This window comes from Chlorobiota bacterium, from assembly GCA_016700335.1.
Classification (GTDB): domain Bacteria; phylum Bacteroidota; class Ignavibacteria; order OLB7; family OLB7.
Window position 1 is genome coordinate 2378541 of record CP065014.1, and the last position, 12463, is coordinate 2391003.

10 protein-coding genes are annotated in these 12463 nt (G+C 27.3%); 3 read left to right on the top strand and 7 right to left on the bottom strand.

Annotated elements, in window-relative coordinates:
- Window positions 1–21: 21 nt before the first annotated feature.
- From prmC to IPP08_09730, 5 genes are all read right to left on the bottom strand, one after another.
- Window positions 22–894: a peptide chain release factor N(5)-glutamine methyltransferase gene (gene prmC / locus IPP08_09710; GenBank protein QQS66037.1), complete on the bottom strand. Its 873-nt coding sequence runs from the start codon at window positions 892–894 to the stop codon at window positions 22–24.
- A gap of 77 nt (window positions 895–971) precedes the next feature.
- The gene (locus IPP08_09715) at window positions 972–1745 is read right to left on the bottom strand and encodes a polysaccharide deacetylase family protein (GenBank protein ID QQS66038.1); all 774 of its coding nucleotides are present in this window, start codon (window positions 1743–1745) and stop codon (window positions 972–974) included.
- Window positions 1745–2461 carry a hypothetical protein gene (locus IPP08_09720; GenBank protein ID QQS66039.1) on the bottom strand — a complete coding sequence of 239 codons (717 nt, stop codon included), beginning with the start codon at window positions 2459–2461 and terminating at the stop codon, window positions 1745–1747. The genes IPP08_09715 and IPP08_09720 overlap by 1 nt, the downstream gene beginning before the upstream one ends.
- Complete coding sequence (locus tag IPP08_09725) at window positions 2451–3614, bottom strand: DUF2029 domain-containing protein (protein QQS66040.1); 1164 nt, start codon at window positions 3612–3614, stop codon at window positions 2451–2453. The genes IPP08_09720 and IPP08_09725 overlap by 11 nt, the downstream gene beginning before the upstream one ends.
- A gap of 66 nt (window positions 3615–3680) precedes the next feature.
- Window positions 3681–4625: a T9SS type A sorting domain-containing protein gene (locus tag IPP08_09730; protein QQS66041.1), complete on the bottom strand. Its 945-nt coding sequence runs from the start codon at window positions 4623–4625 to the stop codon at window positions 3681–3683.
- 177 nt (window positions 4626–4802) lie between these two features.
- On the opposite strand from IPP08_09730, the gene IPP08_09735 reads away from it, so the two are divergent.
- Entirely contained in the window at window positions 4803–5207 is a 405-nt protein-coding gene (locus IPP08_09735; protein ID QQS66042.1) for a hypothetical protein, read from the top strand.
- 43 nt (window positions 5208–5250) lie between these two features.
- Here IPP08_09735 and IPP08_09740 read toward each other — a convergent pair whose 3' ends face one another.
- The gene (locus IPP08_09740; GenBank protein ID QQS66043.1) at window positions 5251–6306 is read right to left on the bottom strand and encodes a YdcF family protein; all 1056 of its coding nucleotides are present in this window, start codon (window positions 6304–6306) and stop codon (window positions 5251–5253) included.
- A 185-nt stretch (window positions 6307–6491) separates the two neighbouring features.
- Here IPP08_09740 and ric point away from each other — a divergent pair, with 185 nt between their 5' ends.
- Window positions 6492–7226, top strand: a complete 735-nt coding sequence (gene ric, locus IPP08_09745) for an iron-sulfur cluster repair di-iron protein (protein ID QQS66044.1) — start codon at window positions 6492–6494, stop codon at window positions 7224–7226.
- 105 nt (window positions 7227–7331) lie between these two features.
- A complete protein-coding gene (locus tag IPP08_09750; GenBank protein ID QQS66045.1) occupies window positions 7332–7769 on the top strand; it encodes an Rrf2 family transcriptional regulator in 438 nt (145 codons plus the stop codon).
- Between the two features lie 141 nt (window positions 7770–7910).
- On the opposite strand, the gene IPP08_09755 is transcribed toward IPP08_09750, so the two are convergent.
- Window positions 7911–12416 (bottom strand): T9SS type A sorting domain-containing protein, encoded by a 4506-nt coding sequence (locus tag IPP08_09755; GenBank protein QQS66046.1) that lies wholly within the window; start codon window positions 12414–12416, stop codon window positions 7911–7913.
- Between the last annotated feature and the right edge of the window lie 47 nt (window positions 12417–12463).

Sequence of the window (12463 nt, forward strand, 5' to 3'; positions counted from 1 at the left end):
TACTAATTTTCTAACTTACTATTATTTTTTTTGAGCCCAAAGAATTCTAGGAATTTTTGATAAATCATCTAATACTGAAATAGTAGAAAATTCATTTGAATCATTAAAAATATTTTGCAATTCAATTGATTGACCAAAACCAATTTCTAGAAACAAGTTTCCACTATGCCTCAACAAATATTTTGAAACTTGTAAAAATCTTTTATAGAACATAAATCCATCAGCTCTATCAGTAAGTGCAATTTGAGGCTCAAAGTCTCTTACTTCAATTTGAAGAGTGGAAATATCATTTTTAGAAATGTAAGGTGGATTAGAAATTATCAAATCAAATGATCCTAAACTTTTCAAAGCATTATCATCAAAGAAATCTATACAAAAAAATGAAACATTATTAGCATTTAAGCTCTTACTATTTTCTTTGGCAACTTCAATTGCTTTACTTGAAACATCAATTGCAACAACCTCAGTTTCTGTGCGTTCTAACGAATAAGTAATTGCAATACAACCTGAACCAGTACCAACATCTAAACATCGAATTGGATTGCCACTTCTTCTAATTGCTTCTTCTACTAAAATCTCAGTCTCTGGTCTTGGAATTAGCACATTGGGGGTTACTTTGAATACCCTTCTATAAAAATGCTCTTCTTCAAGTATATATTGAATTGGTTCTCTATTAACTCTTCTATTTATATATCCTTTTAATTTCGATAATTCATCTAATAGTAATGGTCTTTCAAATTGTATGTAAAGTTCAAATCTTGTAACATTCAAAACATTAGAAAGCAATAACTCAATTGTTAATCTTGGTGAGTCAATACCCTTCTCTTTTAGATAGCCACTCCCCCATTTGATTATTTTTATTACAGTCCAAATTACATCTTTGTTCTTTTCCAATTTAATCTAAGTTAAAAGATTTAGAAGTTAAAAACAAATTAATATTAAGATATTTATAATAAATATTTTATATAAAATTATTTTTCATTTAAATATTCCTTACAAGTTTTGAACTCAGAAAATTCGGAAATATAGTTCAAAAATAAATCAAATTTGTTCAATAAATCATCTCCATTAACAAGATTAATATACCAAGGTAATTTATAATTACTGATATCTGAAAACTCCCAAGGATGAATATAAAAAACAAACAATCCGTTGTTAATAATACTTCTAAACAATAGTTTACTTAGAAATAAAGGTAAATTCTTAAATGTTAACCAAAACAAGGGGATTCTAAAAACTTGTGTAACTGAACTGGGTATAATATTTACACCATTTTTATTAAATGGTGTTATTGGGCTTTTCAAATTGTTATAACGTCCTGGTAACCAAGTAGGGTTTAAAGAAGCATCATAATTGTATCCAGAACTTACTAATAAATTGTAGTCAACTTTTCTCAATCTTGGCATCCTAAAACCATGAATTCTTTTTTTAATTATACCCTCTAAAACTTCTTTTGATTTTATATAATCATCTTCACTAAAATTAGAATGGCTAAAAGAATGAGATGCAATTTCATGATTTTGAGATAACTTTATTACTTGCTCAGGAAAATTTACAGCATAATTTGCTGTTGTAAAAATTGTAGAATTAACTTTGTATTTTTCCAACAACTTAGATAACTTTTCCATACCATTGAATGAAATTTCATATTGAGTTTGTTGATTAATACTTTTAGCATTGTACTCTAATGGAATATCAAATTCTTCTAAATCGCAAGTTATAAGAACTGGGATTTTTTTATTCATTAATCTTTGAATAACTTTTTAACATTTAATAATTCTGAAAACAATACTTTAAATTTGAAATTCTTAAAATGTAAACCTTTACGACAGTTTATAGGTATCTCTTTAATCATACATGAATTATTTTTTGCTTTAACTACAAATTCAGTATCAAATAAAAAACCATTAATTTTAGTTGATAGAAAGCTTTCAAGTCCTTTTTTATTAAACACCTTAAACCCAGCTTGAGTATCACTATTTGTTAGGTTTAATATATACTTATTAACTGACCTTTGAGAAAAAGAAATTAGTTTTCTAAAAAATGGTAATTGTTTGAAATAGTCATTTCCACGATTCCCCAAAATAAGATCATTATTTTCTAAAAGTGCAAATGCCTTAACAAATGGTTCAATACCAAAAGGAAAATCCCAATCAGAATATGCAAAATGTCCAGATGAATTTTTTACAATTTCAAATCCATATCTTAAAGCAAAACCTTTTCCTTTATTCCCAAAATAATGGTGAAGATTAATATTTAAATTTTCAAAAACATATAACTCATTTAAAGAGTGATCATCAGAAAATTTTTCACCATCATTAATGATATGAACATTTAAAGAACAATTGTTAAAACTATTTATTAATTCATGACAATCAGTAATAACAGTTTCCAACCATTTATCAGGTGGATTATGAATTGGAAGTACTAATGAATAATTTGTTTTTGGATTATTTTGCATTACCAAATTGAAAGTATTTTCTTAATGATAAATTAATTTCATTATAGTAAATCGATAACAGAACAGGCAACAAAGCAACAGGTTTTAAAACATAATTTTTTTGGATATTTTTCAAAATTTTTGGAGCAAGATCTGAAGGTAAAATTGCTATTATTATAAAAGCAAATATAAATATACAGATATTTATTCTGGACTTAGAAGTATTTACAAACCACAAATACAAAGCCAATAAACCAATAAAATAAGTAGCTGATTCACTTGCTCTATTGAATAATACAATCCATATCAACAAAAATATTAAACTTACAAATCTACTATCAAAATCCAACTCATTAGATCTAAACCACTGAGAAATAATAAACGTAATCAATAAAAAGGCTCCAAAGATTAAGATTGGTATTTCACAATTACTCCACCCTAAAACAACTTCACAAAAGCCTGCCAATGAAACATGTTCAATAATATTACTTCCAATAATTACATCAAACCAAGATTTATAAATTATAATTAGATTATCAAAACCAACAAACAAACCTGGTAATAATGAGATTACAAAAGTTAGAATTATAGCATTTAAAACTATTTTCCATTTGTTTGAATAATTTATAAAAAGCAGTCCAACAATTCCACCAACACCTTTAATACAAAAACCTAAAACCGAAAATAATGATGATTTAAAATTCTCATTTTTTTCAAAAGAAACAAAACTAAATATCATTAAAGCAGCAATTAATGAATTGCTTTGACAGTATCTAATGTTTGTACTTAAACCAAAAAATAATAGAAAATAAATTAAAGTAGTTTTTGCTTTAGTAAGTTCTATTTTTTTTATAGAAAAAAGAATTATCCAGGTATTAAACAACAACCAACAGAGCAAACCAAACTTAACAGGGAGTAAAGAAAACAGGGCAAACAATATTGAAAAAACTGGGTTGTATAGAAATACATCGGAATGCTCAGAAGGGTATTCAATATATAAATCTTTACTTTGAACTAAATGGAAATATGAACTTCTAAAAACTGAATAGTTATTATATTTTTCTGGATTTTTAGATAATTGGAACCATATAATAATAGTAATAATTAAGTGAATACATGTAATTACTTTAATAGTATTCTTATTATTTAAGATTTGAATTATTTCAGATTTCATAATAAAAAAAGGTTTAAGCAAACAACAATTATTTGAATGCTCAAACCCTAATTAATTGAAAATATATTATTTATTTACAACAATTTTACCTAATGGAATAACACCTTTTAAAGTATTAAATTTGAGAAAGTAAACTCCTGATAACAAATCTGATGTAAGTAAATGTGAGTTAAATATATTATTACTTTCAAGTTCTGATTCCATATTTAAAACTAAATTACCTTTTGAATCATAAAATTCTATATTCCCTTTTGATATAGATTTGTCTTTAAGAACCAAGCTAATTTTAGCTTCATTTGTTACTGGATTAGGTGAAACATAGAACTCTTGTAAAGTGCTGGCTGCTTCGATGTGAACTCCTAAAACTGGTGCAGCAATTCTCTGACAAAATGCTTTTCCATCTGATCCTCCAACTATACAATTTAATGATGAATCTGGACCACCAGAATAACTAACACTCCAAATTGGCTGATTGTAGTTAAAGCCCGATACAGCATTGGCAGAATCACCCTGAATTTTACCATCTGCTAAAAATATAAATCCTGCACCAACTGTTGGTCTTTCAATTTTAAAACGTTTGAATGCTGTATCTAACTTTAATTGAGCAACCATTTTATCGCTGTTAATATATGGGAGTTTCATATTAAGTTCAATAATCGAACTTTGAGGAATTGGAATTGGTAATGCGAAAGATTGAACTAGCAATCCAGCTAAAGCTACGATAACAGTGATATTATCATTTTTAATTTCAGAATGATAAACATAAACCCACATAGTTGCAGTTCCATTTTTATCATTAAAATCTAATTTAATTCCACTAAATTCTTGCCCACCAACAGTTCCTCCAGCTATTAAAACAACATCACCTGCTAATGAATCAACAGCAAATTTCTTAGATGCTGCAATACCATCTTTAAATGAAGTTCCAAATTGAGCCTCAGTTTTATAAACTCCTAATAAAAAGGATATAATTGATAAAGCAATAAAAAAAAATTTTCGGTTTGTTCTCATATTTATATTTATGCAAAAATAGATGTTAAAAAAAATATACTTTCAAAGATAATTGATAGGTTTGAAATATTTTATGTAAATAATTTTTCATAAATTCAAATCTTAAAAATTGAATTATTTTTTAAATTTAAATTGTAATTTATTGTTATTAGTATGATATTATGATTTTCTATAAAAATGAAACCATTAAAGATTGGAAGAACTTTTGAATTAAAAATTCTAATAGATAAAGGGATGACAGCAAAATTTTTTGATTGCGAAATACATCCTCTTTACTCAACTTTTGATATTGTTAAACACTCTGAATATGCTGGAAGAATGGCTATATTACAGTCTCTAGAGCCGAATGAAGACGCTATTGGTTCTTCAGTTTACATTGATCATATTAATACAGCAATTGTTGGTGATATTGTTAAGATAAAAGCAGAGGTTGTTGAAATTGATTTAAATATCATTAAATGTAATATAACAGTTACTTCAATTTCTGGTGAAACAATCGCTTTAGGATTTACTAAACAAAAAGTTGTTAACAAACAAAAATTATCTAAAAAGATAAAAGAATTATATAAATCAAAATTGTAATATCCCAAAAAATAAGTATATAAAGAATAAAAATTAATTTTATTTATACTCCAAATACCCAATAAAGCATAACTGCTAATGTTTCTCGTAGATAATAAAATAATTTATTCTTAGGTTTTAATGGTGAGATAGATTCTACAAATGAAGCGTTCAAACCGTTAAATATAGTTATTTGATATAGTCTGAACAAATGAAAATCATCTGATACGAAAATAATTCTTTTGTATCCCATTAACATTTTATTGTCTCTAATATAAAGTACTTGCTGAAGTGTTGAATGTGTTTCATTTTCATAAACTATTCTTTCAGGATCCGCACCCAACTTTATCAGTTCATTATATGCAACAACTGACTCCGCTTTTTCAAGTGGTGCATTACTTCCAGTTAAAACAATTAATCCAACTTTATCTTTCTTTAATAAATCATAGGCTTTTAAATATCTTTGTTTTAATACAGGGCTTGGAATGTTATTGCTCCAAACTGCTGCTCCTGGAACTACAGCTATATCATATCTTTCATTCTGATATTTGAATTTATAAAAATATACAAAGAGTAAAACTGAAATTGATATTATAAATAAAATTTTTAAATATTTTTTAAGGATCGAACTTAAAATATTAAAATAATTAATGTTTGAAGATTTATTTAAAACTTTAACAAATGAGTACTCAAATATTTTCAAAAACAAAAAAGATGCATAAACTTTTAGAATCTCATTGTTAGCGTACCAGTAGTTTTTATGATTAATTGAAATTACATCTGGTTGGAAATTACTTATTGCTAATAATGAAACTAATGATATTACAAATAGAATTATAACTAAAAATATTTTTTTTTGATTTTTCCAAAAACTAATTAAATTCATAATTAAAATTATACTCGAAACAAAAACAATAACATTTCCTATTTCAAATAAGTTGAAGTAATTTGGCTTTAAACTCTGAAACCCATACCTAAGAAATGTTGTCTGAAAATAGCATAAAACCTCTAGTATAATGCATAGGGAAATTAATAATAACAGAGTCCATTTTCTATTATTTTTATTTTGATTTAAATTTTCATTAATGTTGGGTTGTTCAATTACAATTTTTCCACGCATATATTATTAAATAGTTTTTCCTACTAATTTATATTTACAAAGGTAAGTTAAATTCAATTTGTAAGTTGTTTAAGTTAATACTTTTACAATAGTTTAAAAACTACATCGTTATATCAGATAATTATGTCCGATTATATGAACTTCAAGTATATTTTATCTAAAATAATTTCAATCAAACATTTATTATGAAAATTACTGTTGATAGCAAAATTGGTGATGTGGTAGCTTTGGATTATAGAACTGCAACAATTTTTGAAAATTACAAAATAGATTTTTGTTGTGGAGGATATAAAACAATTGGGCATTCTTGCCGGAATAATTCTGAGGCTGAAAATTTGGTTGAAGAGTTAACAGCTCAAATTAATTTAGAATCAAATTCATCAATTGATTTTAATTCTTGGCAAACTGATTTACTAATTGATTACATTGTTAAAAAACATCATCGGTATGTACTAAAAAGTGTACCGATTATTAAAGGATATTTGACTAAAATTTGTTCTGTCCATGGTATAAAACATCCAGAGTTATTTGAAATAAGAGATATCTTTTTTGATTCTGTTGAAGAATTATCTGTTCATATGAAAAAAGAAGAAGATGAATTATTTCCATATTTACTTTCATTGATTGATAATACTTCAAGTTTTAAAAGCAATTTTTCTAATAATGAAATTGATGGAAATATATTAGTTAAAGATTTGATTAAAGACCATGAAAATGAAGGAGAAAAGTATAGAAGAATATCAGAATTAACAAACAACTTTACAACTCCAGACGATGGATGTACTACTTACAATATAGCATTATTATCATTGAAAGAATTCCAAAGTGATTTGCATTTACATGTACATTTAGAGAATAATATTTTATTCCCAAGAGCAGTAATGTTAGAAACAATAAAAACTGAGGGAATTATTAATTAGGTTTATATAGTTTCATTATCAAATTTGAATTGAATAATATTATTTATATTCAAATTTATAATTATAAATTCTTTATTAATTGAAACCTAATATATCAAATTAATTATGTTCTCAAAAGCTTGTGAATATGCAATTAGGGCTACAATATTTATTGCTTTGCAAACAAAAAACAAAATCATAGTAAGCCTTAAAGATATATCAAAAGAGATAGATTCACCTATTGCTTTTACAGGTAAAATTTTACAATCACTTGCAAACAAGAATATTTTAAAATCAATTAAAGGGGCTGGTGGTGGATATGAAATTAATGTAAGTTATAAAAATAATTCTATTAATTTGTATGATATTGTTGTTGCAATTGATGGAGAAAATCTATTTAAAAGTTGCGGTATTGGTTTAAAGGAATGTAATTCAATCAAACCTTGCCCAATTCATAATGAGTACAAAATTATTAGAGAAGGTTTAGTTAAGTTACTAGTAGAAACAACTATAAATAAATTAGTTATTGATTCAAAAAAGTTAGATTCATTTTTAAAGAATTAATTTTATAATTATTTAATTTAAAGCGACTTGCAATTTCTATTTTTAAAGAATTTACAAGTCGCTTTAGTTTTTTAATTTAAACCGAAATTGAATTCAGATACTTAATTCATTATTCAATAATTTATCCAACTTAGTTAGTGATTACTTTTGAAGAATCATCGGTTTAGTTTTTGAGTAAACACCTGAAGTTAATTTGTAATAATACAAACCACTTGGTAATGAACTACCATCAAAAGTAAATTTATAATTACCAGATTCAAGATTTTCATTTATTAATGTCAATAATTTTTCACCTATTGAATTAAATATTTCAAGTTTAGTCAAACCATCTAAACCTAAAGAAAAAAGAATTTCAGTTGAAGGATTGAATGGATTGGGATGATTTTGATTTAATGTATAATTACTATTAGTTAAATCAATTAACCTGTATTTTCCACCACAAACTGTATCAATAAGAACTAAGCTTTTAGTTGTTGAAAAAGAAACACATTTATTCAGATTTTGCTCAATTGTATAGGAAATTTGATTATTTAATTTTTCACTTAGGAATAGATTGTACTTTAAATTTACCAATGTTCCTTTTCCATGTAATACTTGACCTTGTGGAGCATTCAACTCAAGTTTCATTTTTCCAGTTATTATAGATAAAATTTTGATATCCCAACCTTGTAAGATAGTTCCTTTTAGCAGCTGATATTTATTAGAATCATTATAGTTTGATAATAAAATTGAGTTCGGTTCATAATTAACTTCAATAATTAAGGACTTAACATCGGCACTTACAATATCATCTGTTAAAGTTATTGGGATAATTATTGAATCTGAAGGTACTCCATTAAAATATTTATCAATTTTTGTTTCGGCTGTTATATTCTTAGATTTACCTGTAATATTAGAAGAAGCAGTTACAACTACAACATTACCAGAAGAATCAAAGCAATCAACAAACATGATAGTTGATTCAGTTTGAGCTTTGTTTGGAATAAACTTTATTGGGATCTTAAGTTTCTGACCTATTGATAATCTTGTCTCTTGAATTAATCCTACAACAAAAACATCACTAGTCAGAACAATAGAATTTTTCTTAATGGTTAATGGCACTTCACCAGTATTAGTTAAAACAACTGATCCTGTATCTGTATTACAAGTAAGAATCTCTTTGAATGATAAACCAGTTAAAGTTGCATCTGATTTTTTTTGTGGAATTTGATCATCTGGAATCCTTGCTAAGATTGTGGCACAAGAATCATCACAATATGAATGAAGATTAGATGATACACAAATTATTGCACTTTTTATTCCACCAGTATTTGATTTAAACCTAATTGGAACTTGATAAATATCGCCAACATTTAAATCAATAGGATCCTTAGGAGTTGGTTTTTTATATAATGGTTCTAGTGAAATTTCTGGATCACCTTTAAGTTCAATTCCAGTTATCCTTAAAGGATGTGAAGGAAGTGCAGTTATAGTAATATAATCATTATAATAAAGTCCTTTATAACTTAACAATCCAAAATCAAAATCATTGATTGCAATATGAGCAGTAATACCTTTACCCTGAATTAGAGTTTCAACAGTATCACCTGCAGTTGTTGTTAACCTTGCTCTGCAAGAATAGAACTTCTCATCTTTTGGATAAAATAAAATCTCCTGAAATCTTTTATTATCAGCTGAAGTATCTTCACCTCTTATAATATCACCAATTTCAATTGCAGGACGTGGTTTTTTTGCAAATCTAAAAATACTATCTTTTGCATCTTGGCCTAAAAGCTCAAATGAAGAAACTGTAAATGGACCATTACTTGTATTCCAAATAAAAATATTCTGTGCTGAAGGGGTTTTGTTTTTTGCACAATTGCTAAGTGGATATGTAGTTAATTGACCACCGAAATCTGTTCCTGTTATGGCTGGTGCAGATTTAATAACTTTTGAATAAAAAATAGGTGTATCTCTCTGACAAGTAATTGCATTACTATAGCATTTAGCTTTTACCCTATTAAATCTAAGTGTATCTGAAACAAAAGAAATACCTACTTTTTTACATTCGCCTCTTACTAAAGTAATGTTTTGTAAAGATAGCAAATCGATTGGATCAATGAAAAATTCACCTCCATTAGGAAACTCAAATGTTGATTTACCAGGAGGAGTAATATTCCTAAAATGCAAAATACCTTCTCCCAAATTACAAATATCAATATACCTTTTAACTAACTTTCCAGGTGGAATAGTTCCAAAGTCAAGGTCATCAATGTAAATACAAGGAAATTTTAGTTTACTTAAATTCAAAGGAACATAAAAAGTATCGCAATCAGTAACAACTACTAAATTATCTTTATAATTCTTGTAAAAATCTGTTGGATAAATAGTAACTTGAACTTTCATACTCTCACCAGGTTTTAGAGTATCAGGGAAGTTTGAAGGTATTATAGTATCTAGTTCAAAATCTGGAACAGCATTTCTAAATCCAAGTTGTTTAACAACAATTGTTTTATATGAATTATTCTTTATTGTAACAAATGGTTTAGCAGTTTTAGTAGAATCAAAATCAATTTTGTTAGGAATCATATCAAGTTTAAATCCTTGATGTGAATATTTAACTTTCCATTTATACCCAGTTCTATCGGTTATTACAATATCTGCAACAGCATCTACTCTTATATTTTTAGGTCTAACTGTAAACCTAATAAAGTTTGCACCAATTACTCTGAAATATTTATCAGGTACTAATACACTATAAGCAACATTAGTATCATTTTCAATATTAATAGATCGAAATCCTGAAGGTTTTGGATTAACTATTTTTGCTTCAACTATCATAAAGCTACATTCATCTCTAAAAGTTTTAATTTCAACAGAATCATGTGGAGCTAAATAGAGTCTACTCGGAGCAACTGGATAACCATACGCAGTTGCTGTTGATTCATTATAATTGTAGTTACCATTTACTGGATCGGCTTGTCTAGATTCAGATCCATCAGAAAATCCATAACAATATGCAGCAAATTTTGCACCATTTGAACCCTGAATAAATCCTGGGCTACCAGCAAATTTTGCATCAAGTAATATAGTACCCCAAACATATCTAGTACCTGGTACAGCTTTAATAAGATTTAGTTTTGCAGGTCTGCCAGGTACTGAACTAAATTTTACTTCAATTTGATCTTTCCAAATTGAATCAGTTATAATATTTATATACTGAGCTTTATAAAAAGGAGCAAAACTAATCCACTGTTCTCTTGGAGTTATCTCGCACATGAAAGTTGCTCGAGAAAGAAATGTAACATCTATAAATGCTTCTGAAGTTTTTGGACCTGTATAAACCGGTAATGGAGTAACAAATGCTTGTGAAGGTTTATCTGTTTTTAGAAGAACTCCTTCTTCTATAGTTTTTATAAAAGGCCAACTTCCATCTCGACCAAATTCTTGAGGAAAAAAAGGAGAAGCAGGGGTTGCTTTTGAGTTTACTACAAATGTAGGACCACTAATAATCTCAGATTTTAGAATTTTTGTTGTATCATTTGATGTTCCATAAATTCTAACTAATTCTCCTAACCTCAAAAGTCCATTACTAGGGTAATCAGATATTGGCTGCTTAGGAAGTTTGTTATCATAAACTGGTGCAAATACAAACTCTGTTCCTTGTGCATTAATTGGTGTTAAAGACTCAATAAGTAAATTCTTAAAAGTATTTTTTAACATACCATGTATATCAGAATCTTTAAAACCTGCACTAGATCTTGTATTTCCTGAAATAACACCAATTGGTTTGTTAGAAATAATTCTAGTCCCAGCAATATCATTTTTCATCCTATAATCATCTCTTACAGTATCGGCATTACTTTGAATTAAGTAAGCATCATTCATTTCTAATTTAGCTTTAGTAACTTTTTCATAAGGGAAATAAGAAGAATCTTTTTTTGACCAATAATAATATGTCGGGATATACTGAAAATCAGTACCACTATCAAGTGCTGTAACAACCGCCTCAGCAGGTGCAGGAACTGGTCTGCTATAAACAAAATCAACATTTAAATCATCATCATTCTTATAATTATACTTTGTATTCACTTCAACAACTCCCTTTAAAGCATCATCAGGTGCAGATGCTAAATAATATTCATTCCCCCAACTTTCAGCTGGAACGGGAGTCCATACTTCGGCACCGTTTGTTCCTGTAATTTCACAATAAACAACAATTGGATATGTTGACTCTATTCTAATACTTCTGTTTGCTAATACTTCCCCTGCTGTATCTGCAAATGCAGGAGTATCATCAGATCCGTTAAACAATGCTGTAAATATTGTAAATGACTTACCAGTTAAGGCAAGATTAATTACTGAATCGTTAGGTTTTTTAATAATTATAGTTTGATCAACTGCCGAATAAATATGAACTAATGGAGTACCAAGTGATGCTGATGGTTGAAGTGGTGGCATATATTTGCCCAATGAATCATCAAGAATATCTTGTTGATCTTTAGGAATAAATGTATGAGATCTAATTTGTGGAAACGATATGATGTATATTTTACCTGTAGAACCTTCTTCTAATGATTGGGAAAATAATGAAGAATTTGAGATTAAAAAGAAAAGAAAAGAGATAAGAACTAACTTTGTAAAGTAAGTATAATTAATAAGAATCATATTTTAAAATTATAGAATAAAATTGACGATTTTGTGAAGTAGAAAAG